Genomic DNA, 23,453 nt, shown 5'->3' on the forward strand with positions numbered 1-23,453 from the left:
TCTGTGCGTATTCCGGTCATGCGGCATTCAGCGGGCGGCCCGCTCAGCGGTATTCCGGATTTTCGAAGTCGAAGCGGGTGCCTGCTTTCCAGGCATCGGGGAGGTTGCCGTAGGCGGGAATGCCGCCGGCGTCTTTGAGCATCCGGGCCAGGTGCAGCATGTTCCAGGTCATGAAGGTGGTGTTGCGGTTGGTGAAGTCGCTCTCCGGGCCCCCTGAACCTGCGTCAAGGTAGCTCGGCCCCGGCCCGACGGGTCCGATCCAGCCGGCGTCGGCCTGCGGCGGGATCGTGAAGCCGATGTGCTGCAGGCTATACAGGACGTTCATGGCGCAGTGCTTGATGCCGTCCTCGTTCCCGGTGATCAGGCAGCCGCCCACCTTCGGGTAGTACGCCCACTGGCCTTTGGCGTTCAGCTGCCCCGAGTGGGCGTAGAGGCGCTCGATCAGTTTCTTGGTCTGCGAGGAGTTGTCCCCTAGCCAGATGGGTCCGGCGACGACCACGATGTCCGCCGCCAGGACGGCCGGGTAGAGTTCCGGCCATTCGTCGGTGGCCCAGCCGTGCTCGCGCATGTCCGGGTAGACACCGCTGGCGATGTCGTGGTCCACCGTGCGGATGACGCGGGTGGTCACGCCCTGTTTCTCCATGATCCGGCGGCTGACCTCGATCAGGCCCTGGGTGTTGGACACGTCCGGGGACTTCTTAAGGGTGCCGTTGAAGTACACGGCCTTGAGGTCGGCGTAGCTGGTCTTCCCGGCGCCGGTGCCGGTGACTGCGTCATTCACGGTGTTTTCTCCCTGGTCAGTGCGGACGACGGAAAAATCAGTGAGACCGTGTATTCAGCTTACTTTGGCGAGGATGGCCGATGCGTGTGCTTCCAGGCCGCCGCCGGACTCGGAACTCTTGCCCGTGGCCACGTCCCAGCGCCACAGCAGGTTCCCGTCCACCAGGCCGAAGATCCGGGTGGCGGCCGTGTACTCCTTGGAGTGGCTGCCGCGCATCACCATGTCGGTGCTGAGCTGGATCTGGGGGCCCTTGATCTGGCCATAGTAGAGCTCGGAGATGCCGCCGGGGTGGGCGATGGACACCGAGATGTCGAAGCCGCCGTCGCTGTTGCGCAGGGCCTCGACCTCATCGGCGCTCTTGAGCACGGGCACGATGTCCGCCGGGGTCAGGCCGGGGCCGCCGTCTTCCTCGCGCTGCTTGCGCTCCAGCGCCCAGAAGCCGGTCTCGACAGTGAGGGGACGCAGCTTGGTGCCCTCGTCATCGGTCAGCCAGCTCTCGGCACGGTACTGCAGGTACGGCAGGCCGTTGTGCGTGAAGGAGACGTGCTGCAGGAAGTGCTCTGAGTCCTCGTCGCCGGCGCCCAGCCGGCCGCGGCCCTCCCACTCACCAATGAGCCAGGACAGCGGAACGATTTCGGGGGTCAGATCTGTGGGAATTTCAATCGGCACAGCAACTACCTCGGGAAATTACGGGGTCTGAAAAAGACCGGGTTACTTCTGGCCCTTGAAGAGGCGGTAGACGACAAAGCCGGCAAACCAGGCCATGGACAGGCCGGCCACGGCGAGCAGGACAAGGAAGAAGATTTCATATGCAAGTACGGACATGATGCCATCCTAACGCTTAGTAGATGAGTAGTTTGTCTATGAAGTAGGCCAGCGAACCGACCGCCGAGACCGGCCCCAGCCCCATGCCGACGGCGGCCAGCAGACCCAGGCCTTCACCGCCGAGGACGACGAGGCGCCGGAAACTCACCAGCACCGCCCCCACCACGATGCCGGCGAGGGCGGCGGGCAGCACGGCGATATCGGAGAACACCAGTCCTGCGAGCGGTCCCGCGAGCCCGGCACCGACGATGCCCAGGGGAGCCACGATCCGGTCAGGCCAGCGGATCAATCCGGCCATCAGGGCGATGGCTGCGCTGATGGCCGCCACGAGGAGCATCTCGCGGACCCCGTTGAACCGCGAACTCGCGATCCAGCCCGCGCCCAGGCAGGAGAGCAGGACACCGGCGCACGAGCCCAGCGTGGATTCAAGGCGCTGCGCCTGCCCGGTGCCGCGGATCAGCTGCATGACAAAGATGGCCATGACACCGACCGCCATGAACGACGGCGTCCAGTCCAGGAAGCCCGGCGCCGGAAGATAGCTTGCGGCCACAGCCGACCCCACGCCGGGCAGTCCGATCAGGACCGCCAGGGTCTTCCTGGCGGGGATGCCGAGAAAATGGGGCCAGCCGATGCCGACGCCGGCGGCGGTGAGGACCGCGACGGCCAGGAGGATCTGCGGCGAGGAGTAGGCACCGGCAACCGTGGCCGCGAGGCACACCAGGCCGATGACCCCGACGCTCCACGACTTCACTGTGCACTCGCCATCGGCAGACCTGTCGTGGTCTTACCTTCGCTCACTGCGGACCCCAATTCGACTCGGCTCAATTTCAACGGGCCGCAGCCCTGACGGTTCAATCCTGCCCTATGTGAACGGTATGTGTCGCAAAAGGACCGGCCGGAAGTGACGGGACCATGGCCGGAAAGGGGCCTTTAGGTATACTCGAGATCAGCACCACAGACGCCCAACGATGCGCGGACACCCCTTGGAGGAACAATGTCGCACATCCTGCTATTGACGAACAGCACCGGAACATCCGTGGACGTCCTGCCTGCGCTGGAACTGCTAAACCACCGGGTACACATCCTCCCGGCCGAGCCCACCGCCTTGCTTGAGACGGATCCCTGCGACATCGTCCTGCTGGATGCCCGCAAGGACCTGGTCGGCGCACGTTCCCTCACCCAATTGCTCAAGGCCACCGGCCTCAGCGCTCCCCTGATGCTCATCCTCACCGAAGGCGGCATGGCCGCTGTGTCCTCGGCATGGGCCGTGGACGACATCCTCCTCGAATCCGCGGGACCGGCCGAAGTCGAGGCCCGGATCCGGCTCGGCGTCGCCCGCGCCGTCCCCGAGCAGGAGGATGCCCCGAGCGAAATCCGGGCGGCCGGCGTCGTGATCGACGAGGCCAGCTACACCGCCCGGGTCAACGGCGCCGCCCTCAACCTGACCTTCAAGGAATTTGAACTGCTGAAGTACCTGGCCCAGCACCCCGGCCGGGTCTTCACCCGCCAGCAGCTGCTGACCGAAGTCTGGGGCTACGACTACTACGGCGGCACCCGGACCGTGGACGTCCACGTCCGGCGGCTCCGCGCCAAGCTCGGCGCCGACCACGAGAACCTGATCAGCACCGTCCGCAATGTCGGCTACCGCCTGACCCTGGTCCGGCAGCCCGAGGACGAACTCACCGAAGCCTGAGCGGACCGCCACCGGCACCCGGCAGCCCTGCCCCAATCAGCACTGAAGGCCCCGTCCCGAGGATCGAATCCGGATCAATTCCGGAACATCTTCTCGAGGGCGGGGCCTTCGGCGTTAGCAGTGGAGGACATACGGGTCGAACGTATCGAGGCCACCCCAGTGGTGGATCCCCCTCGTACCCGGCTCAACACCGGATGAGATAACGACTATACGGTGCCGCCCGGTCCTGGACAAAATCGGCCGCTGATAGCCTTGCTCCATGAGCCCTGCGCACCCCGAAAACTGGCCTGTCCTGACCGTCAAAGGAACCGTGGACGGCGGGCTGCTGCGGGACGTCGCGGCCCTGATCGCCGCGGTCGAAGAGTCCGACGGCAATCCGCCGCTGTCCGAGCAGACCCTCGTCACGCTGCGCGCCGCCGACGCGGGCGAGCATTCGGTCCTGGCCCTGGCCCTGTACGCGCCCGACGAGGAATCTGATCCCGCGACGGGGCAGGACCTGGCCGGCGTCGCCGTCGTCGTCGAAGAACGCGACGGAACCGGGGTCCTGGAAGTGGCCGTCCACCCCAGTTACCGCAACCAGGGCGTGGGCGACCGCCTGGTGGGCGAACTGCAGCGTGTCCGCGGGTTCGCGGGCCTGAACGCGTGGTCGCACGGCAACCACGAGGCCGCCGCGGACCTGGCGGCCCGCTACGGCTACGGCCCGGTCCGCGAACTGTGGAAAATGCGGCTCATGACGGCGGCGGCCGCGCTGCCGGAGGCCGGGCTCCCGGAGGGCGTGCATCTCCGGGCCTTCGTGCCCGGCCGGGATGAGGACGCGTGGCTGGCCGCCAACAAAGCCGCCTTTGCCCACCACCCTGAACAGGGCAACATGACCCGCGCGGACCTGGACGCCCGGATGGCGGAACCGTGGTTTGATCCCGCAGGATTCCTGCTGGCTGTGGACTCCGAGGACCGGCTGCTCGGGTTCCATTGGACCAAGGTGCACCCCCGGCACGGCGAGCACCCGGCCATCGGCGAGGTCTATGTGGTGGGGGTGACGCCGGAGGCCCAGGGTTCCGGACTCGGCAAGGCCCTCACGGTCGCCGGCATCAGGCATCTGCAGGGCCTTGGGCTCCGCGCCGTCATGCTCTACGTCGACGCCGACAACGCCCCCGCCGTCGCGCTCTACCGGCGGCTGGGCTTCACCCGCTGGGATGTCGACGTCATGTACGCACCGCTGCCGCAGCAGTAATGCGGCCGTAATCCGGGTCCTTTCCCGGGCTGCGAACCACCCCCAATCCCGCCCGCGGAACAGGTGTTAGTCAAGTCGGCGGACAACCGGTCTGTCCGGGCCGAAATCTGGGCCACGGGGCCGCGATTGCTTGTAAGGTTGAAGCTACATTGCGCCAGGATTGAGGAGACACCATGCCACGGGACACTGCCCGGACATCCACGTCTGAACCCGCTACGCCGGAGAAGGGGGCGCGTCCGGTACGTGCCCGCTTTGGCTCCTCCGAAGTGCCGGCCTCACGGGCCACGCAGGACCGGATCGACATTCCGGAGTTCGCCCCGAACCTGGAGCCCGAAGGCGAAATCAGCCCCGACCGGTTCCTGGACCGCGAGCTGAGCTGGCTGGCGTTCAACGCCCGGGTCCTGGAACTGGCCGAGGACCCGAACCTGTACCTGCTGGAGCGGGTCAGCTTCCTGTCCATCTTCGCCTCCAACCTGGACGAATTCTTCATGGTCCGGGTGGCCGGGCTGAAGCGCCGGATCGCCACGGGACTCGCCGTCCCCTCCCCCGCCGGGCTGAGCCCGATGCAGGTCCTGGAGCAGATCGGCGAGGCCGCGCACCGGCTGCAGCAGCGGCACGCCCAGGTCTACGCCGACCAGATCCGCCCGGCACTGGCCTACGAGCACATCCACCTCATGCACTGGGACGAGCTCGATTCCCAGGCCAAGGACCAGCTCAGCGCCATGTTCGCGGAGAAGGTCTTCCCGATCCTGACCCCGCTGGCCGTGGATCCGGCCCACCCGTTCCCCTACATTTCCGGGCTGTCCCTGAACCTGGCCGTGGTGGTCCGCAACCCGGTCAGCGACAAGGAGCTCTTCGCCCGGGTCAAGGTCCCGGACCAGCTGCCCCGCCTGATCTCGATCGACGGCGCCCGCGCCGGCTCCGTCCCCGGCCGTGTGGCACGCTTCATCGCCCTCGAAGAAGTCATCGCCGTCCACCTGGACCAGCTGTTCGCCGGCATGGAGGTCCTGGAGCACCACATCTTCCGCGTGACCCGCAACGAGGACGTCGAGGTTGAAGAGGACGACGCCGAAAACCTCCTCCAGGCACTGGAGAAGGAGCTGCTGCGGCGCCGGTTCGGCCCGCCCGTCCGGCTCGAGGTCACCAACGACATCAACCCGAACATCCGGGCCCTGCTCATCCGCGAGCTCGGCGTCGAGGAATCCGAGGTGTACTCCGTCCCGGCCCCGCTGGACCTGCGGGGGCTCTCGGTGATTGCCGGGATCGACCGGGCGGACCTGCACTACCCCAAGCACGTCCCGCACACGTCGCGGCACCTCAACGAGTCGGAGACCTCCAAGGCGGCCAATGTCTTTGCCGCGATGCGGCGCCGGGACATCCTCCTGCACCACCCGTACGACTCCTTCTCCACGTCCGTCCAGGCGTTCCTGGAACAGGCGGCCGCGGACCCGAAGGTCCAGGCCATCAAGCAGACCCTGTACCGCACGTCCGGGGACTCCCCGATCGTCGACGCCCTGATCGACGCCGCCGAGGCCGGCAAGCAGGTCCTGGCCCTCGTGGAGATCAAGGCCCGCTTCGACGAGCAGGCCAACATCTCGTGGGCGAGGAAACTGGAGCAGGCCGGCGTGCATGTGGTGTACGGCATCGTGGGCCTGAAGACGCACTGCAAGCTATCCCTGGTGGTCCGCCAGGAAGTGGACGGCCTGCGCCGCTACTGCCACATCGGCACGGGCAACTACCACCCGCGCACCGCCCGCTACTACGAGGACCTGGGCCTGCTGACGGCCAACGACCAGGTGGGCGAGGACCTGTCGAAGCTGTTCAACCAGCTCTCCGGCTACGCGCCGAAGTCCACGTTCAAACGCCTCCTGGTCGCGCCGCGCTCGGTCCGGTCCGGCCTGATTGACCGGATCGAAACCGAGATCCGGAACGCCAAGGCTGGCATCGCCGCCCGCGTCCAGATCAAGGTCAATTCGATGGTGGACGAGGCCATCATCGACTCGCTCTACCGGGCCTCGCAGGCCGGGGTGCAGGTGGACGTGATTGTCCGCGGCATCTGCTCCCTGCGGCCCGGCGTCCCCGGCCTGAGTGAAAACATCACCGTCCGCTCCGTGCTGGGCCGCTTCCTGGAGCACTCGCGCGTCTTCGCCTTCGCCAATGCCGGCGACCCGGTGGTGTACATCGGATCGGCCGACATGATGCACCGCAACCTGGACCGCCGGGTGGAGGCCCTCGTGCAGCTCGCCGGCGGCGAGGACATCAGCTACGTCCTTGACCTGCTCAGGCGCTACATGGATCCGGAGACCGCCAGCTGGCATTTGGACAGGCAGGGCGACTGGACCCGCCACCACCTCGCCGAAGACGGCCGGAACCTCGAAGACGTCCAGTCCTGGCTGCTCGCTTCCCGCTCGCGCCAGCGTTCCACCAGCCTGCGGTAGAGGCCAAGGCTTTGAGTGTGAGCAGCGATGAACTGATCGCGGACCAGACCGACCACCCGGGCGAAGCCGTTGCCGTCACGGCGGCCGGTGCCATCCCGTGGCGGCTCAATTCGACCAACCGGGACCAGTTGGAAGTCCTGCTGATTCACCGCCCGCGCTACGACGACTGGTCCTGGCCGAAGGGAAAAATCGATCCCGGCGAAACCATCCCGGAGTGCGCGGTCCGGGAGGTCGAGGAGGAGATTGGGCTGATCGCGCCGCTCGGGATCCCGCTTCCGCCCATCCATTACCACGTGCCCGCCGGGCTCAAGGTGGTGCACTACTGGGCCGTCGAGGTCAACGGCGCCGCCCTGCTGCCGGACGGCAAGGAAGTGGACAGCATCATGTGGTGCCCGCCCGAGAAGGCGGCCCGCCTGCTGAGCAACCCGGGCGACGTCGAACCGCTCGAACACCTCGTCAGCGCGCACGCCCGCGGCGGACTGAAGACCTGGCCGCTGGTGATCGTGCGCCATGCCAAGGCCAAGCCGCGCTCCTCCTGGACCAAGGCCGAAGGCGACCGCCCGCTGGCCGCGACCGGCGTCCGCCAGGCGCAGGCGGTGGGGCGGCTCCTGACGGCGTGGAAGCCCGCCCGGATCGTCACCAGCCCGTGGCTGCGGTGCGTGGCCACCATCGCCCCGTACGCCAAGGCGGCCGACGTCAAAGTCAAGCTCAACGAGGCCCTCACCGAGCACCGGCACGGCCGCAGCCCGCACAAGACGGCCGCCGCCGTCGAAGCATTGTTCGACAAACAGCGACCCGCGGCCCTCTGCACGCACCGCCCGGCGCTGCCGACCGTCCTGAAGCAGCTCGAAAAGCACATGAACTCCCGGCTCCGCGACGAACTGCCGTCCACGGACCCCTACCTGGCACCGGGCGAGCTGATCGTGTGTCACGTGGCGCACAGCAGCAAAAGCAAGGTGGTCGCCGTCGAGCGGTTCCGGCCGTTCGACGACTGAGGCCCTCCGCCGCCGGGCCGGTCCGTGAGGCGACGTCCGCTGCAAGAAGGGGGCGGCGCTTTCAATGCCCGGTGGCAGTTCTCAGTAGACTGGAACAGTGAGCATTCCAACGCCCTATGAAGACCTGCTGCGTGACGTCCTCGAGCACGGCACGCACAAATCGGACCGCACCGGAACCGGAACCCTCAGTGTCTTTGGCCGCCAGTTGCGCTTTGACCTGGGCACGAGCTTTCCGCTGATCACCACCAAACGGGTGCACTTCAAGTCCGTGGCCGTGGAGCTGCTCTGGTTTCTGCGCGGCGACAGCAACGTCAAGTGGATGCAGGACCAGGGTGTGACCATCTGGGACGAATGGGCCGACGCCGACGGCGAACTCGGTCCCGTTTACGGGGTCCAGTGGCGCTCCTGGCCCACGCCCGACGGCGGCCATATTGACCAGATCGCCGAACTCGTCCGGAACCTGAAGTCCAACCCGGATTCCCGCCGGCACATCGTCTCGGCCTGGAACGTCGCCGAGCTCAAGGACATGGCCCTGCCCCCGTGCCACGCGTTCTTCCAGTTCTACGTGGCCGACGGCAAGCTCTCCTGCCAGCTGTACCAGCGGTCGGCGGACACGTTCCTCGGCGTGCCGTTCAACATCGCCTCCTACGCCCTGCTGACCTGCATGCTGGCCCAGCAGACCGGCCTGGAACCGGGCGAATTCGTCTGGACCGGCGGGGATGTCCACATCTATGACAACCACATGGACCAGGTCCTCAAGCAGCTCGCCCGCGACCCCTACGACTACCCCCAACTTAAGATCACCCGCAAGCCGGCTTCCATCTTCGACTACGCCCTCGAGGACTTCGAAGTGGTCGGCTACCAGCACCACCCGACGATTAAGGCCCCGATAGCCGTATGAGCAACGACGCCACCCCGGGCACGCAGCCCGGCGATTTCACCGAACAAGCCCGCGCCTCCACGACGGGCCTGGGCCTGGTCTGGGCACAGACCAGCACCGGAGTGATCGGCCAGGCCGGCACCATGCCGTGGCACCTGCCCGAGGACCTCAAGCACTTCAGCACCCTCACCTCCGGCCACCCGGTCATCATGGGCCGTAAGACGTGGGAGTCCTTCCCGGACCAGTACCGGCCGCTGCCGGGCCGGACAAACATCGTCATCACCCGCCAGGAAGGCTGGGCCGACACCCCGGGCGCCGAGGGTGCCCTCGCCGTCAAGTCCCTCGACGACGCCCTGCTGGAATCCCAGTTCGCCCCCGGCCACGAGACCGTCTGGATCATTGGCGGCGGCGAGATCTTTGCGCAGGCCATGGACATTGCCGACGTCGCGGTCGTGACCACCATCGACACGACGGCGGAAGGGGACACCTTCGCCCCGGAACTCGGCTACGAGTGGACCGCCGCCGCGGCCCTTCCCGCCAGCGGCTGGCTGACCTCCGCCAACGGCACCCGCTACCGCATGACGCAGTGGCGCCGGACGGAGGCCAAGTAATGCTGAAGAAGCCCGAGACTCTCTTTGTCCTGGGGTACATGCTCCTGCCGCTCCTGGCGCTGCTCTCGGCCGTCGTGGGACTGACCATGATCCTGGGCGGCAACAAGATCGTCGGCGCGATTGTGCTGGTGGTCGTGACCCAGGTCTTCACGTTCGGCGCGGTCTTTGCGCTGCGCCGGCGCAAAGCGGCGCTCCTGGAAGAGCCGCGCACCGACTGACGCCGGCCGCTGCCCGTGACGTAACCGACTGCGCCCTGGCGCCTGTGAAGTCTAAACTGGGCCAATGACTACAGCAGCTACCCCGTCCGTCGGCCTGGTCGGCTGGCGCGGCATGGTCGGTTCCGTCCTGATGCAGCGCATGCAGGACGAGGGCGACTTCGCCAACATCAACCCGGTCTTCTTCTCCACCTCGAACGCCGGCGGCGCTGCCCCGGCCATTGCCGGTGCGGCCGCGGGCGCGGCCGGCAAGCTTGAGGACGCGTTCGACGTCGAAACGCTGGCGAAGCTGCCGATCATTGTCACCGCCCAGGGCGGCGACTACACCAAGCAGGTCCACGGCGAGCTCCGCAGCCGGGGCTGGGACGGCCTCTGGATCGACGCTGCGTCCACCCTGCGCATGAATGACGACTCCATCATCGTGCTTGACCCCATCAACCGCGACGTCATCGACGCCGGCCTGTCCGGCGGGGTGAAGGACTACATCGGCGGCAACTGCACCGTGTCCTGCATGCTCATGGGCCTCGGCGGACTGTTCAAGAACGGTCTCGTCGAGTGGGGCACCTCCATGACCTACCAGGCCGCGTCCGGCGGCGGGGCGCGCCACATGCGCGAACTGCTGAACCAGTTCGGCACCCTCAACGCCGAGGTCAGCACCGAACTGAACGACCCGGCGTCGGCCATCCTGGACATTGACCGGAAGGTCCTGGCGCACCAGCGCACCGGCGTTGACGCCACCCAGTTCGGCGTCCCGCTGGCCGGCTCGCTGATCCCGTGGATCGACGCCGACCTCGGCAACGGCCAGTCCAAGGAAGAGTGGAAGGCCGGGGTGGAGACCAACAAGATCCTTGGCACCTCCGCCGGGAACCGCGTCATCATGGACGGCCTGTGCGTCCGGATCGGCGCCATGCGCTCGCACTCCCAGGCCCTGACCCTGAAGCTGCGCGAGGACCTCTCCGTCGCCGAGATCGAGAAGCTCCTGGACGCAGACAACGAGTGGGCCCACGTGGTGCCGAACACCAAGGAAGCCTCGATGGCCGACCTCACCCCGGTGGCCGCGTCCGGCACCCTGAACATCCCGGTGGGCCGGATCCGCAAGCTCGAAATGGGCCCGGAGTACATCAGCGCGTTCACGGTCGGCGACCAGTTGCTGTGGGGCGCCGCCGAGCCGCTGCGCCGCATGCTGCGCATCGCCACCGGAACGCTCTAAGGGATCCTCAGGAACCCAGGTATCTGCGGTACTTCGCGGCCTGCAGCCCAAAGGACTTTTGGGCTGCAGGCCGCAGCCCGTTAACGGCATCGAAGGGTTCGGGCACGACGCCGGCACGCCGGCCGCCCGCGGGCGCCGCCCAGGTGCCGATCACCGCACCGCCGGCCACGATGGTCTTCCGGAACACGCCGTTGCCGCCCGGTACGATCTTTTCCGCGTGCTCCGGGGGCAGCACCAGGGACCGGTCCGCGTAGCCGAGCAGGAACTCATCGAACCCCGGCAGCGCCAGCACGGTGCGTTGCCCGGGGACGCCGTGGTCCAGCAGCGCCGCCGTCTCGGGCGCGAGCCAGTAACTGGTCCCGCCGAACTTCAGTTCCGTGAGCCGGTCCGACACCCGGGCCAGGGCCGCCCTGGTTTCGGTCAGCGGGATGCCGGACCACCACGAGAAATCACGTTCCGTGGCCGGTCCGTGGCTGCGGAAATAGCGCAGCAGCCATTCGGCGGTGCCTTCCTCCCGGTCCAGGCTCCGCGACCCGGTAATCCAGTCGTCAAACGCCGCGAACAGCTGCTGTTGGCCCGCCACCGGGCCCGGGACCAGCCACCGGCCCTGGCACAGCCTCCACAGCAGGTGGATACCGCGCTGGGACCGGGTGCCCTGGCCTGCGGCTTCGAACGCGGCGAAGAGAGCCTCCCGGCTGGCTGCCCCGCCCCCGGCGACGAGCCCGAGGGCGATCTCCGCGCACAGTTCCACGTCGGCCGCCATGATGCCGAGCTGCCGGTGGCGGCCGGCCGCCGACTGCACCATCCGTCCGGACGTGATGCCCAGCACCCAGCCGAGGTCTTCGGGTGCCAGCACATGCAAGGTCCCGCGCATCGGCCAGGAGCGGACAATTTCCCCGCGGTCCAGGGCCCCGCGGATATCCTGTGCGCCGGACCCCGGCACCCGCTGGCCGAGGGCCCAGAGAACGGACGGCAGGTCCTGGGCCTGCATGGCCGTCATCCCACGGACAGCGTCCGGGACGCTGGAGAACCCCGGACCCAGCAGGCCCTGCGCGGCCAGCCGCAGCCTGCCGATGATCCCGGGGCTGAGCCGGCTGCGCGTCGCTGCTGTCATGGACCCATAGTAGGGCGGCCCTTGGCGGGAGGGCTGCGGCAGGGCACCTGCCCGGCTTGTTGGCCGGTTGCTCCCAGCCGCCGTACAGCAGGCCTCTCTAACCTTGATGCATGACTATCAGTGACGTGTGGCCGCAGCTGCGGCCCCTGTGCCGGAAGCTGGCCCTGCTGGGCTGGGCCTCCAGCGCCGCCGGCATGGCTGCCGGGCTCGCCGTCGCGATTGCCAGCGGCACCCGGCTCTCACCCGTGATGAGTGCCCTGCAGCTGGTGGCCGGGCTGTCCATGGCCGTTTCGGTGGCCACCTTTGTCACGGCAGCGGCGGTGCAGCCGCGGGCCCGGGTCCGGGAGGGCGCGAAAGCCGGACGCGTCGGCCCCCGGGGCCGGGAACTCCAACTCGACTATGCCGGCGATTTTCCGGCAACCGTCCATGCCTTCCTGCTCGGCTCGCTGGCGCTGCTCGCCGGCGCCGTGGCGTTTGCGTGCGCCGGCCTGGTGCTGCAGAGCGGGCCCAGCGTCCAGTCCGTGGCGTTCTGCCAGGTCTTCCTGCTCGGGGCCGCGGCCTCCGGGTTCACCTTCATGCTCTTCAGCAAGGTGGCACCGCGCCGGGAATCCTAGGGGCCGGGCCTTCCGTTAGGCACGGACTTCCAAAGGCAGCGACCCTAGAGCGCGACGCCGATCAGCAGCGGCTCCGGGTGCAGGTCAATCCCGAACCGCTCGGCCACCCCGCGGCGGACCTCGCGCGCCACAGCCAGCAGGTCCGCCGCGCTCGCCCCGCCGCGGTTGGTGATGGCGAGCGTGTGCTTGGTGGACAGCGAGGCCCGGCCGCCGGAGACGCTGGCCGGGTCCAGTCCGAAGCCCTTGGCGAAGCCGGCCTGGTCGATCAGCCACGCCGCCGAGAGCTTGGTCAGGCCGTCGGCGCCGCCGGGGTACCGGGGGGCCTGCTCCGGCAGCTGCGCCGCGACGCCGTCGGGCACGATCGGGTTCGTGAAAAAGGATCCGGTGGAGTAGGTGTCACGGTCGTTGGCGTCCCAGACCATGCCCTTGGATGCCCGGAGCCGCAGGACTTCGCGGCGGACGTCGTTGGAGTACGCCCGCTGGCCCTGCTCGACGCCGAGTGCCCGGGCGAGTTCGGCGTAGCGGACGGGCGCGCTCATCCGGCCCAGCGGCAGCTGGAATTCAACAGTGAGCACCACGTAGCGGGGCGAGCCGTTGACGGTGGTCTGTTTCAGGATGGAGTCGCGGTAGCCGAAGCCGAGTTCGGAGTTCGTGAAGGTCTTCACCGCGTTGCGTTCCCGGTCCCACGTCCGCACCGCGGCGATCGTCTGGGCGACATCGGCGCCGTAGGCACCCACGTTCTGCACAGGGGTGGCGCCCGTGGCGCCCGGAATCCCAGAGAGCGCCTCGACGCCGGACCAGGCGTGTTTGACCGCGTGGTCAACGAATGCGTCCCAGTTGTGCCCGGCCTGCACCACCACCGACACGCCGCCGCACGAGTCCTCGGCGTTGACGGTGAACCCCGTCGAGGCGATCTTCAGCACCGTGCCGGGGAACCCGGCGTCGGACACCAGCAGGTTGGATCCGCCGCCGATGATCAGCAGCGGCTGGCCGGCGGCGTCCGCGGCCCGCACGGCGTCGATTATTTCGGCCTCGCTGCGGGCCTCGACGAAGCTGCCTGCGGGGCCGCCGACAGCGGAGGTGGTCAGGTCGGAGAGCAGAATCTGGGTCACCTGACCAGCCTAGCCGGGATCCCCCGCCGGCCTAAGCCGGGGCTGGGCGGCCGGCACGGGCAGCTTCCGCGCCACCGGGGACAGCAGGAAGCTGACGGCCAGCATCACCATGACGGCCAGCAGCGAGTGCAGGATGCCGACGTGCTCGGCCAGCAGGCCCAGCAGCGGCGGCCCGCAGAGGAACGCGCCGTAGCCGATCGTGGAGACAACCGAGACCCGGGCGGCGGCCTTGCGGGGGTCGTCGGCGGCCGCGGACATGCCCACCGGGAAGCCCAGCGAGGCACCTAGGCCCCAGAACGCCAGGGCCACGTAGGCCAGCCACGGCACGGGTGCAAAGACGAACAGGCCAAGGCCGCCGACCGCCAGCGCGGCGCACCAGCGCATCACCGGGACGCGGCCGAACCGGTCCAGGACGATTGTCCCGGCGAAGCGGCCCACCGTCATGAAGGTCACGAACAGGCCGTACCCGGCGGCTCCGGCGGCGTCAGACTGGCCGTGGCCGTCCGCGAGCGCCAGCGCCACCCAGTCCCCCGCGGCGCCCTCGGCCAGGGCGAGGCCCAGGACCAGGACGCCCAGCAGGAGCGTCCGCCGGTCCCGCCAGGCCTGGGCGATCTGACGTTTACTGTCCAGCGGCTGCTCCGGGACCGCGTCCGTCTGCCGGACGATCGGGATGGGCCCGGTGGAGGGATCCTCGAACGTGTCCGTCCCGGAGGCCGAGAAGGGGCGGTCCGCCTGCACCGGGGTGATGTCGGCGCGGAACCACGCCGCGGCGGTGGTCACCGATCCGGCCACCAGCACCCCGGCCGCGGCGAGGTGCCAGAACACGGGGACGCCGGCGCCGGCGGCCCAGGCACCCAGCCCGGCGCCGGCCACTGTGCCCAGGCTGAAGGAGCCGTGCAGCCGCGGCATGATGTGCCGCCGGACGGCGCGCTCCACCGCGGCGCCTTCGACGTTGGAAGCGGTGTTCCAACTGGCGGTGCCCAGCCCGATGATCGCCAGGCCCGCCGCGACCGCCACCGGGTTGGCGAGCACGGTGGTGCCGAAGCCGGCCAGCATGAGCCCGAACCCGACCATCGTGCTGCCGATCCGGATGGTCCGCCGGGAGCCGAGCCGCAGCACCACCAGACCCGAGGCCGACACGGACAGGAAGGACCCGGCCGTCAGGCACAGCAGGAGCAGCCCGATGGTGCCGGGGGTCAGGTCCAGGCCGTCGCGGATGGCCGGCAGCCGGGACACCCAGGTGGAAAACGCGATGCCGCTGGCCGCGTAGGCCACCACGACGGCGTTGCGCCAGTGGGTGATCTCGGCAGCGGGGACGAACACGTCCTTGGAGTCTTTGGCCTTTTTGGTCGCCTTGGTCTCTTTAGTCTCTTTAGTCTCTTTGGTCACGGCAGGGCCACGGGCTACGCCGCCCGGACGACGGCCTGGGCCTTGACCAGGACCTTCTGGCCAGCCGAGACGACCGTGAGGTCGACACGGGCGGTGCCGGCCTCGGCGTCGAGCGCTCCGATGGCGCCGCTGACCTCGATCACGGCACCGGCCTCCGGGGTCCCGGTGGTGTCGGCCACGGGCACCGGCTTGGTGAAGCGGGTCTGGAAGTCGACGACGGCGGCGGGGTCGCCGGCCCAGTCGGTCACGAGCTGGACGGCGGCACCCATGGTGAACATGCCGTGGGCAATCACGCCCGGCAGGCCCACCCCGGTGGCGAAGGACTCGTTCCAGTGGATCGGGTTGAAGTCGCCGGACGCGCCGGCGTACTTGACGAGGTCGGTCCGGGTGACGGCGATGGTGCGGCTGCCGATGTCCTGGCCGACCGTGAGATCCGCGAACTTGGGAGCAAAAGATGCTGTGCTCATGGCTACTGTTCCTCTCCGCGGACCAGGATGGACGAGATGGTGGTGGCGACCGGCTGGCGGTCCCCGGCGGATTCGCCGGCGGCGACCGCAAAGATCTCCGAGCGGGTGGTGATCATGGCCCCGCCGCCCATGGCCCGGACGCCGTCAACGTGCAGTTCGGCGACCAGCCGGTCCCCGGCCACGATCGGGCGGTGATGGGTAAAGCGCTGGTCCGCGTGGACCACGCGGGAGAAGTCAATGCCGGAATCCGGGTCCTCGATCAGCTGCGCGTCGGCCCGCTGGGCCACGATGATCGCGAAGGTCGGCGGGGCCACCAGGTCTTGGTGCCCCAGGGCCGCGGCGGCGTCGACGTCGAAGTGGGCGGGGTGGGTGGCCTTGACCGCCCGCGCGAACTCGCGGATTTTCTCGCGGCCGACGTCATACACCTCTGCGGCAGGGTAGCTGCGGCCCTGCAGATCCGGATTGATAGTCATGGTTCCAAGCCTATCGCCACGCCTACAGCCGAACGGCTTCGTGACAGGGCCGTCCGGCCCGGGCCGCAGTGATCCGGCTCTCTTGACCGCCACGGTATGATGAAAACATCAATCCATCAATCCGCGTGAGGAAGCGTCAACCTGCCATGACCCTGTTCCGGATTCCGGGCCGCCCGTGATCTCCGCGGCGCAGACCCCCCTGTACGAAATCAAGGCCAACCTGTTCAAGGCCCTCGCCCACCCGGCCCGCATCCGGGTCCTTGAGCTCCTGGCCGCGGCACCGGACACGGCGGCCCCGGTCAGTTACCTGCTCGCCGAGACGGGGCTGGAGGCCTCGCACCTGTCCCAGCATCTGGCGACGCTGCGCCGGCACGGGGTGGTGACGTCGGTCCGGACGGCGAATGCCGTGACGTACCGGCTGGCGCATCCCAAGATCGCGGAGCTGCTGGCGATCGCCCGGGTCTTCCTGCTGGACAGCCTGGCCGGTTCCAGCGAGCAGTTCCGGATCGCGCAGGAGCTGCCCGCCGGGCATCTCGGCGTCGCCGGCGGCGACAGCGCGGGCGGCGTTGCCGGCCGCACGGACGGTGCGGCGCGATGAGCGCGGCCCCGGCAACAAGCCAGGCCCGGGCGTCGGAGACCGCGCGGACACGGTTCGCCCGGTTCATCCCGTCCCGCCGTGACTACGCGCTCCTGCGGTCCGCCTGGAAGACCGACCTGCTCGCCGGCATCACGGTCGGCATTGTGGCGCTTCCCCTGGCCCTCGCGTTCGGGGTAAGTTCCGGGGTCGGGGCGGAAGCCGGACTCATCACCGCTGTGGTGGCCGGACTGGTCGCCGCCGTCATGGGCGGATCCCCGGTCCAGGTCTCCGGCCCCACCGGCGCCATGGTGGTGGTGCTGGCCCCGGTGGTCGCCGCCCACGGCGTGGGCAGCATCGCCTTGGTCTCGGTGCTGGCCGGGCTGCTGGTCATCGTCCTGGGCGTCAGCGGGCTGGGACGGGCCGTGGCCTTCATCCCCTGGCCGGTGGTGGAAGGATTCACCCTGGGCATCGCCGCCATCATCTTCCTTCAGCAGGTTCCCCTGGCCACGGGCACCGCGGGGACGCCTGGCCACAACAGCCTGGTGGCCGCCGTCGAGAGCGTGTCACAGGCCAGCGTGCCGGAGGTGTGGCAGACGCTCGGGGTGGTCGCAGGTGTCGCGGCGGTGATGTACCTGCTGCCCCGGCTCAGCAAGTCCCTGCCCGCCAGCCTGATTGCGGTGCTGCTGGCTACGGTGGCCTCGGAGGTCCTGGCGCTGGACATCCCCCGGATCGGCGCGCTCCCGCACTCCCTGCCCGCGCCGTCCATGCCGTCCTTTGATCCGGCTGCCCTCGGCGGGCTGCTGATGCCGGCGGTCTCGATCGCGACGCTGGCCGCCATCGAATCCCTGCTTTCGGCCCGGGTGGCCGCCGGCATGGCGGGCCCGGACGGCCGACCGTCCGGCGCGTACAGCCCGGACCGGGAGCTCACGGGCCAGGGGCTGGCCTCGATCGCGGCCGGCTTGTTCGGCGGCATGCCCGCCACGGGCGCGATCGCCCGGACCGCCGTGAACGTCCGTTCCGGTGCGAAGACCCGGTTGTCCGCGGTGGTGCACGCCCTGGTGCTGCTGGCCATCATCTACCTGGCAGCCGGGCTGGTCGGCCGGATCCCCCTCGCGGCGCTGGCCGGCATCCTCATGGTCACGGCCACCCGCATGGTCTCGCGGCGCACGGTGACGGCGGTCCTCCGGTCCACCCGGGCCGACGCCGCGGTGTTCGTGATCACGGCCCTTATCACGGTCGCGTTCGACCTCATTGTGGCCATCCAGATCGGGCTTGCCGCGGCGGCCGTGTTCACGCTGCGGACGTTCGCGTCCCTGAGCGGGGTCCGGCGCGAGCAGGTTCCGGGTCCGGCGGTTCCCGGCGACGGGCACATCGCGATTTTCCGGCTGGACGGGGCCATGTTCTTCGGCGCCGCCGAGCGGATCCTGCAGGAGATCAGCCAGGTCAAGGACGTCCAGGTGGCCATCATCCGCCTGTCCCAGCTGCGGATGCTGGACGCCACCGGCGCCCACGCGCTGGTGGAGGTGATCTCGGCGCTGGAGCTGCGCGGCGTCACGGTCCTGCTGAAGGGGGTGCAGCCGCAGCATCTGGAGCTGGTGACCAATGTGGGCGTCATCCGCTCGCTGCGCCACCACAAGCACCTCTTCACGTCGCTCCCGGACGCCGTGGAGCACGCCCGCAGCCACGTGCTGCGGAACGCGGCCGCTACCGCTTGAGGTTCTTCCGGATCGTCTGGCCCCGGACCACGAGCCCGGCGATGTGCAGGATCAGGCCCAGCCCGATCACCGGCAGTGCGGCGATGACCAGGGCCTGGTTGCCGGTGCTGTTGCCCGCAATGGTGAGGATGATCCCCAGGGCGATCAGGCCCATGGCACTGAAGACCAGCACCTTGTAGGCAGTTGGCGCGGTGGCCCAGAATTCATTCAGCACCGTGCCAGTCTACCGGGGCGCCGGCACCCTACCCGGCGACGCGACAAATACCCGGCGACGCGCAAAATACCCGGCGACGCCGGAATACGGGAGCGTCCGGTATTTTGCGCGTCGCGGGGCAAGGTCAGCATCAGAACAGGGACTCCTGCACGGCCGGGACGGCGGAGCCGAACTCTCCCGGCACGATCGTCCTCGCCTTTAGCAGGCCCAGGTTGACGACGAATTCCAGGTCGGTTCCGGCCAGCCCGGCGACGGCGACGCTGCCGCTCAGGGAGGCGATCACAAAGCCGTGCTCCCCCGCACCAAGCTCGTGCGGGTACGGGTGCCGGGCCCTCCGCGCGCTGCCGCCGCCGGCCAGGCAGGCGCCCGCCGAGAGGCCGGGCCGCAGCCAGGGCTCGTCCACGATCGTGAAGCCCGCGGCCGGGATCCGGGAGAGCAGGTCGCGGGCGTCCCCGGCCAGCCGCCGGTTGTGGGCGTCGAGCCCGTCGGCGGGCAGCGGCGCGGCCAGCGCTGCGGCCTTGGCAGCGGAGCGGACCTGCTGCGGCAGGCCGGCGTCGCGGGTGATCATGTCCTCCAGGATCCGCACCACGCGTCCGTCGTCGGCGCGGGCCACGTAGCGGGCGACGACGGCGCCCTGTTCGGCGAGCCGGTTCCACCTGCGCAGCTGGGACGCGGTTCCGACTTTGGTGGCACCCCCGGCGAAGGTGGCGATGTAGAGCCAGTGCGGCTGCATGAGGTAGGCGCGCAGGCCGGGCGGGACCCGGCCGCCGCGGTGGAAATCGTGGATGAGCCGGGAGTCGTCCAGCACGAAGCACCGTTCGCACTGGTTCCCGCGCCCCGTGCGGGCCCGGGCCGGGCACGGCACGTGGTCCCGGTCCGCCGGGCCGTGGACTTTGTGGTGGCCCAGGCAGGACTTGCCCCCGGCGGCGACCCGGAAACCCAGCCGCGTGCCGGCGTCGAGCGTCAGGTCGGTGAAGGCGGCCGTCCCGTCCGTGGCGCCCGGACGGGCCGGATCCAGGTGCTGCACGCGCAGGACGGCGCGCCCGCCGTCGGACTCCCCGGGAGCGGGCGCCGGGCCATCCCAAAAGACCCCGTGGACCAGGTAGCGGGTACTGGTCACGGGGTCTCCTGTCAGTGGCGGGGACGGCTACAGGGCCGGCTGCACCCCAAAGGCTACCGCGAGCTTCATGATCTTCTCGGCGCGGCCCAGGCGTGGCAGGTCGGAACCGTCCCGGATCACGCGGCCGTTGGCTTCGAAGTCGGCCATGAAGTCGGTGGCCCAGGCGACGTCCGACGGCGTGGGGCTAATGACCTCGTTGATGACGGGGGTCTGGTCGATCGCGAGGCAGAGCTTGCCGGTCATGCCCATCATGACGGTGATGCCGGTTTGTTCGCGCAGGATCGGGTGGTTGGTGCCGACCGTGGGGCCGTCGATGGGGCCCGGCAGGTTCCCGACGCGGCTGGCGACGACGAGCTTGGCCCGCGGGTAGGCCATGGCTTCCGGGGTCGCGGCCATGCCGGTGTCGCGGCGGAAGTCGCCGGAGCCGAACGCCAGCCGGAACGCGCCCTGGGCCTTGGCGATGTTGTTGGCTTCCTCAATGCCGACGGCGGATTCGACCAGCGGGATGACCGGGGTCTTGCCGTCCATGCGGTGGAAGCTTTCGGTGACCTGGTCGGCCGATTCGGTCTTGGCGAGCATGACGCCGAGCAGGCCGGGGGTGCCGCGGAGTCCGGCGAGGTCGGCGGCCCAGAAGGGGCTGGTGGCGTCGTTGATCCGGACCCAGGCCTCGCCGCCGGCGGTCAGCCAGTTCACGACGTTCTCGCGGGCGGCGTCCTTCTGCGAGGGGTCCACCGCGTCTTCGATATCGAGGATGATCGCATCGGCCCGGGAGATGGCGGACTGGTCAAAAAGTTCGGGCTTCATCGCGTTGACCAGCAGCCAGGAGCGGGCGATTTCGGCCGGGATGTTGCGCTGGGGCCGAAGTGATTCGGCGGTGGTGGTAGAGGTCATGCATCTACGCTAGCCGCACAGGGGTGCCCGGGGCCAAGTATTCCGCCGGTCCGGGCCGACCAATAAGACCAAAATCACGTCCCCGCCCAACCGGGTCGCAGCAGGGGCCGTTCTGAGGGCGCAGAACGGCCCCTGCTGCGAGCTACTTCCCGAAGAGTGCCGCTTAGGGGATGTTGCTGCCCCGCGCCGCCACCCACAGCCCGTACCACTCGGCCCGGGTCATGGCGGCGGCGACCTCGGCCGCGGCCGCGCAGGCGCGGATCCGGTCCGGGTTGGCGGTACCGATCACGGGCGCAATCCCGGCCGGGTGCTTCATGAGCCAGCCCAGCACCACCGCCTCCCCCGTGGTCCCCTTGGCCGCGGCGAGGTCGGCCACGAGGGCGGCCGTGGCCTGCTCGGCCGGTGTCGGCGCGGCGGCCGGGGCCCCGGTGTACAGGCCGCGGGCCAGCGAGCCGTAGGCCTGCAGCCGGATGCCATGCCGGACGCAGTGCTCCACTGTGCCGTGCGGGAAGCTGTAATCCGTGCCCTCCGCGTGGTTGACCAGGACCGTGCTCTCCAGCCAGGCGCGCTTGAGCAGGCTCATTTCCAGCTGGTTGGCCACGACGGGCACCTCCAGCCGGTCCTGCAGCATCTCAATCTGCGGGCCCGACATGTTGGACACGCCGACCGCGCGGACCTTGCCTTCGGCCATGAGCTGCCCGACGGCGGACGCCACGTCCGCCGGATCCATCAAGGGATCCGGGCGGTGCAGCATGAGGACATCCACGTAGCCGGTCTTCAGCCGTTCCAGGCTGCCGTTGACCCGTTCCAGGATCCCGTCCCGGCTCAGGTCGTAAAACGCATCCAGGCCCTGCTCGCCCAGCCGGATGCCGCATTTGGTCTGCAGCCGGATCTTCTCCCGCAGCCCGGGCGTGCCGGCCAGGAACTCGCCGAACACGGCTTCGGCCTTGCCTCTGGTGTAGATGTCCGCGTGGTCAAAGAGCGTGATGCCCGCCTCCAGCGCCGCTCCGACGGCGGCGGCCGCCTCGTCCACGTGCGCGGACGAGTACGGCTCGGCAGACCAGCTGCCGCCCAGCCCCATGCAGCCATAAACGAGCTCCTGGCCAAGGCTTGGCGCGTTCACTTCGCGGGACGGGGCGACGGCCGGAGCCTTCGTCGCGGTGTTCACCGCAGCCAGGCGGTGGTGTTGGCCGGGAGCAGGCCGCCGTCCAGCGGGGCGCTGCTGACCAGCACGTCGCCGAGGGGCAGCTCAACGGGGGCGTCACCGAAGTTGGTCACGGACTGCCAGCCGCCGGGGCGGCTGAAGTGCAGGACGTCGGCGCTGGCGGTCTCATGCCACTGGAGTTCCTCCGAGGTCTGCAGCTCGCGGCGGAGCTTCAGGGCCTTCCGGTACAACTCCAGGGTGGAGCCCTCCACGCCGTCTTCGGCGGCCACTGCGTAGCGGGAGAACCAGGACGGCTGCGGCAGGTGCGCGCCGCCGTCGCCGAAGCCGAACGACGTACCCTCCGGGGCCCACGGCAGCGGCACACGGCAGCCGTCACGGCCGATCTCCACGCCCTTGTTCCGGAAGAACGTGGGGTCCTGGCGCTCGGCGTCGGGGATCTCCGTGACTTCCTGCAGGCCCAGTTCCTCGCCCTGGTACAGATAGGCCGAGCCCGGCAGGGCCAGCATCAGGAGGGTGGCGGCACGGGCCCGGCGCAGGCCGAGTTCGACGTCGAGCTCTTCGGCGGGGGCGCCGGCCAGCAGCCAGTCCTTGCCGTCCTGGCCCTTCGCGTGCTTGCCGCCGCCCTTGGGCAGGCCGTAGCGGGTGGCGTGCCGGACGACGTCGTGGTTGGAGAAGACCCAGGTGGAGGAGGCGCCGGACTCGGTCGCCTCGGCGAGGTTGCGGGTGATGATTTCGCGGAACTCCGCGGCGTCGAAGTCGGCCTGCAGGAGGTCGAAGTTGAAGGCCTGGCCCAGGCCCTGCGGGCTGGCGTAGCGGGCGCGGCGCGTGGCGTGCACCCAGGCCTCGGCGACCGCGGTGCGCGGCGGGTTGTACTCGTTGAAGACTTCACGCCACTCGGCGTAGACCTCGTGGACTTCGTCCCGGTCCCAGAACGGGTGCGAGCCGTCCGTGAACCCGTCCGTGCCCGTGTTGGCGGCGCTCAGCTCCACCTTGGAGATGAGCGGTTCGGTGAGGTCCTTGGTCAGGGCGTGGGCGACGTCGACGCGGAAGCCGTCCACCCCGCGGTCGGACCAGAAGCGGAGCGTCTTGAGGAAGTCGTCGCGGATTTCCCGGTTGGCCCAGTTCAGGTCCGGCTGTTCCTTGGCGAAGATGTGCATGTACCACTGGCCGGGAGTGCCGTCGGGCTCGGTGATGCGCTCCCACGCCGGGCCGCCGAACACGGACTCCCAGTCCGACGGCGGGATCTCGCCGTTCTCGCCCTGCCCGTCCCGGAAGATGTAGCGATCGCGGGCGGCGGAGCCGCGCGGGGAGGCGAGGGCCTCCTGGAACCAGACGTGCCGGTTGGAGGAGTGGTTGGGGACGATGTCCGCGATGAGCTTGATGCCGGCGGCATGCAGGGCGGCGGACATTTCGTCGAAGTCGGCCAGGGTGCCCAGCTTGGGGTCGACGTCGCGGTAGTCGTCGACGTCGTAGCCGCCGTCAGCCAGCGCCGAGGGGTAGAACGGGGAGAGCCAGACGGCGTCGATCCCGAGCTTTTTCAGGTACGGGACCTTGGCGGTGATGCCCTTGATGTCGCCCAGGCCGTCCCCGTTGGAGTCGGAGAAGCTGCGCGGATAGATCTGGTACACCGAGGCCTGGCGCCACCAGTTGGGGTCGGCGGCGAGGTCGGAACCGGACAGGGTTGCCAGCGTGGCGGTGTTGGACAAGGGATGATCCTTCGGGG

General features: G+C 69.3%; 24 protein-coding genes. 11 read left to right on the forward strand and 13 right to left on the reverse strand.

Annotated features, from left to right (window positions below; all coding sequences use genetic code 11):
* Window positions 1-43 precede the first annotated feature (43 nt).
* The 3 genes from CFN17_RS00745 to CFN17_RS00755 form a co-directional block, all read right to left on the reverse strand.
* Entirely contained in the window at window positions 44-781 is a 738-nt protein-coding gene (locus CFN17_RS00745) for a flavodoxin family protein (protein WP_208749526.1), read from the reverse strand.
* Window positions 782-835: 54 nt separating this feature from the next.
* The gene (locus CFN17_RS00750) at window positions 836-1,450 is read right to left on the reverse strand and encodes an FABP family protein (RefSeq protein WP_208749527.1); all 615 of its coding nucleotides are present in this window, start codon (window positions 1,448-1,450) and stop codon (window positions 836-838) included.
* 172 nt (window positions 1,451-1,622) lie between these two features.
* Window positions 1,623-2,357, reverse strand: coding sequence for a permease (locus CFN17_RS00755; RefSeq protein WP_208749528.1), 735 nt, complete (start codon window positions 2,355-2,357; stop codon window positions 1,623-1,625).
* A 243-nt stretch (window positions 2,358-2,600) separates the two neighbouring features.
* Between CFN17_RS00755 and CFN17_RS00760 the strand changes: the two genes are divergently transcribed.
* The 8 genes from CFN17_RS00760 (at window position 2,601) to asd (ending at window position 10,879) form a co-directional block, all read left to right on the forward strand.
* Window positions 2,601-3,299 carry a response regulator transcription factor gene (locus CFN17_RS00760; protein WP_208749529.1) on the forward strand — a complete coding sequence of 233 codons (699 nt, stop codon included), beginning with the start codon at window positions 2,601-2,603 and terminating at the stop codon, window positions 3,297-3,299.
* Window positions 3,300-3,558: 259 nt separating this feature from the next.
* On the forward strand, window positions 3,559-4,530 hold the full coding sequence (gene mshD / locus CFN17_RS00765) for a mycothiol synthase (RefSeq protein ID WP_208749530.1): 972 nt from the start codon (window positions 3,559-3,561) through the stop codon (window positions 4,528-4,530).
* Window positions 4,531-4,703: 173 nt separating this feature from the next.
* Window positions 4,704-6,968 (forward strand): RNA degradosome polyphosphate kinase, encoded by a 2,265-nt coding sequence (locus tag CFN17_RS00770; protein ID WP_261792293.1) that lies wholly within the window; start codon window positions 4,704-4,706, stop codon window positions 6,966-6,968.
* Window positions 6,969-6,985: 17 nt separating this feature from the next.
* A complete protein-coding gene (locus CFN17_RS00775) occupies window positions 6,986-7,963 on the forward strand; it encodes an NUDIX hydrolase (protein WP_208749531.1) in 978 nt (325 codons plus the stop codon).
* A 97-nt stretch (window positions 7,964-8,060) separates the two neighbouring features.
* A complete protein-coding gene (locus tag CFN17_RS00780) occupies window positions 8,061-8,864 on the forward strand; it encodes a thymidylate synthase (RefSeq protein ID WP_208749532.1) in 804 nt (267 codons plus the stop codon).
* Window positions 8,861-9,454 (forward strand): dihydrofolate reductase, encoded by a 594-nt coding sequence (locus CFN17_RS00785; RefSeq protein WP_208749533.1) that lies wholly within the window; start codon window positions 8,861-8,863, stop codon window positions 9,452-9,454. Before CFN17_RS00780 ends, CFN17_RS00785 begins: the two co-directional genes overlap by 4 nt.
* Window positions 9,454-9,672 (forward strand): NF038396 family protein, encoded by a 219-nt coding sequence (locus tag CFN17_RS00790; RefSeq protein ID WP_208749534.1) that lies wholly within the window; start codon window positions 9,454-9,456, stop codon window positions 9,670-9,672. Before CFN17_RS00785 ends, CFN17_RS00790 begins: the two co-directional genes overlap by 1 nt.
* Before the next feature lie 64 nt (window positions 9,673-9,736).
* Window positions 9,737-10,879 (forward strand): aspartate-semialdehyde dehydrogenase, encoded by a 1,143-nt coding sequence (gene asd, locus CFN17_RS00795; RefSeq protein ID WP_208749535.1) that lies wholly within the window; start codon window positions 9,737-9,739, stop codon window positions 10,877-10,879.
* A gap of 7 nt (window positions 10,880-10,886) precedes the next feature.
* Here the strand turns inward: asd and CFN17_RS00800 are convergent, their stop codons facing one another.
* Window positions 10,887-11,993: a winged helix DNA-binding domain-containing protein gene (locus tag CFN17_RS00800; RefSeq protein WP_208749536.1), complete on the reverse strand. Its 1,107-nt coding sequence runs from the start codon at window positions 11,991-11,993 to the stop codon at window positions 10,887-10,889.
* Window positions 11,994-12,103: 110 nt separating this feature from the next.
* Here CFN17_RS00800 and CFN17_RS00805 point away from each other — a divergent pair, with 110 nt between their 5' ends.
* Window positions 12,104-12,607 (forward strand): hypothetical protein, encoded by a 504-nt coding sequence (locus CFN17_RS00805; RefSeq protein WP_261792294.1) that lies wholly within the window; start codon window positions 12,104-12,106, stop codon window positions 12,605-12,607.
* 44 nt (window positions 12,608-12,651) lie between these two features.
* Here CFN17_RS00805 and CFN17_RS00810 read toward each other — a convergent pair whose 3' ends face one another.
* The 4 genes from CFN17_RS00810 to CFN17_RS00825 form a co-directional block, all read right to left on the reverse strand.
* Window positions 12,652-13,719, reverse strand: coding sequence for a UDP-N-acetylmuramate dehydrogenase (locus CFN17_RS00810; protein ID WP_208749537.1), 1,068 nt, complete (start codon window positions 13,717-13,719; stop codon window positions 12,652-12,654).
* Between the two features lie 9 nt (window positions 13,720-13,728).
* The gene (locus tag CFN17_RS00815; protein WP_395926959.1) at window positions 13,729-15,021 is read right to left on the reverse strand and encodes an MFS transporter; all 1,293 of its coding nucleotides are present in this window, start codon (window positions 15,019-15,021) and stop codon (window positions 13,729-13,731) included.
* Between the two features lie 101 nt (window positions 15,022-15,122).
* Entirely contained in the window at window positions 15,123-15,575 is a 453-nt protein-coding gene (locus CFN17_RS00820) for a MaoC family dehydratase (RefSeq protein WP_208749538.1), read from the reverse strand.
* Window positions 15,576-15,577: 2 nt separating this feature from the next.
* Window positions 15,578-16,048, reverse strand: a complete 471-nt coding sequence (locus CFN17_RS00825; RefSeq protein WP_208749539.1) for a MaoC family dehydratase N-terminal domain-containing protein — start codon at window positions 16,046-16,048, stop codon at window positions 15,578-15,580.
* A 175-nt stretch (window positions 16,049-16,223) separates the two neighbouring features.
* On the opposite strand from CFN17_RS00825, the gene CFN17_RS00830 reads away from it, so the two are divergent.
* Entirely contained in the window at window positions 16,224-16,646 is a 423-nt protein-coding gene (locus tag CFN17_RS00830) for a metalloregulator ArsR/SmtB family transcription factor (RefSeq protein ID WP_208749540.1), read from the forward strand.
* On the forward strand, window positions 16,643-18,340 hold the full coding sequence (locus CFN17_RS00835; protein ID WP_208749541.1) for a SulP family inorganic anion transporter: 1,698 nt from the start codon (window positions 16,643-16,645) through the stop codon (window positions 18,338-18,340). The genes CFN17_RS00830 and CFN17_RS00835 overlap by 4 nt, the downstream gene beginning before the upstream one ends.
* On the opposite strand, the gene CFN17_RS00840 is transcribed toward CFN17_RS00835, so the two are convergent.
* The 5 genes from CFN17_RS00840 to CFN17_RS00860 all read right to left on the reverse strand — a co-directional run bounded on the left by CFN17_RS00840 (window position 18,330) and on the right by CFN17_RS00860 (window position 23,436).
* Window positions 18,330-18,554, reverse strand: coding sequence for a DUF3188 domain-containing protein (locus CFN17_RS00840; protein WP_208749542.1), 225 nt, complete (start codon window positions 18,552-18,554; stop codon window positions 18,330-18,332). The two genes, CFN17_RS00835 and CFN17_RS00840, sit on opposite strands and share 11 nt — an antisense overlap.
* A gap of 130 nt (window positions 18,555-18,684) precedes the next feature.
* Window positions 18,685-19,674 carry a DUF2797 domain-containing protein gene (locus CFN17_RS00845; RefSeq protein ID WP_208749543.1) on the reverse strand — a complete coding sequence of 330 codons (990 nt, stop codon included), beginning with the start codon at window positions 19,672-19,674 and terminating at the stop codon, window positions 18,685-18,687.
* Window positions 19,675-19,701: 27 nt separating this feature from the next.
* Window positions 19,702-20,565: a CoA ester lyase gene (locus tag CFN17_RS00850; protein WP_208749544.1), complete on the reverse strand. Its 864-nt coding sequence runs from the start codon at window positions 20,563-20,565 to the stop codon at window positions 19,702-19,704.
* 163 nt (window positions 20,566-20,728) lie between these two features.
* Window positions 20,729-21,688, reverse strand: coding sequence for an aldo/keto reductase family oxidoreductase (locus CFN17_RS00855; RefSeq protein WP_261792501.1), 960 nt, complete (start codon window positions 21,686-21,688; stop codon window positions 20,729-20,731).
* Between the two features lie 41 nt (window positions 21,689-21,729).
* Entirely contained in the window at window positions 21,730-23,436 is a 1,707-nt protein-coding gene (locus tag CFN17_RS00860) for an alpha-amylase family glycosyl hydrolase (protein WP_208749545.1), read from the reverse strand.
* Between the last annotated feature and the right edge of the window lie 17 nt (window positions 23,437-23,453).

The organism is Arthrobacter sp. PM3 (genome assembly GCF_003352915.1).
Lineage (GTDB): Bacteria > Actinomycetota > Actinomycetes > Actinomycetales > Micrococcaceae > Arthrobacter.